At 46.9% G+C, this 273-nt stretch carries 1 protein-coding gene; it reads right to left on the reverse strand.

Annotated features, from left to right (window positions below; translation table 11 throughout):
- On the reverse strand, positions 1 to 273 hold a 273-nt coding region (locus HBA93_RS21150; RefSeq protein WP_221724580.1), incomplete at both ends, for a serine hydrolase.

Here is a 273-nt window from a genome sequence, read left to right on the forward strand (position 1 = left end):
ACAATTTTTCGCGGAAATATTGCACAAAAGGTTTGCCCGTCGCGCCTTCCAGCACCATGGCCAGTACCTGCGTATCCGCTGAAACATAGACATTCTGCGTCCCCTGCGGGCGCACATTTTTAAGATGGGCGGTGAAGTCCTTCACTGATCCGGTCAAAATCTGGATGATGTAATGCACGATATCCGATGACAGATCGCCGTAATTTTCATTAAAACCAATACCGGATGACATTTGCAGCACATTTTTGACAGTAACGCCTTTATATCCGCCTT

This window comes from Ochrobactrum sp. SFR4, assembly GCF_019730395.1.
GTDB lineage: Bacteria > Pseudomonadota > Alphaproteobacteria > Rhizobiales > Rhizobiaceae > Pseudochrobactrum.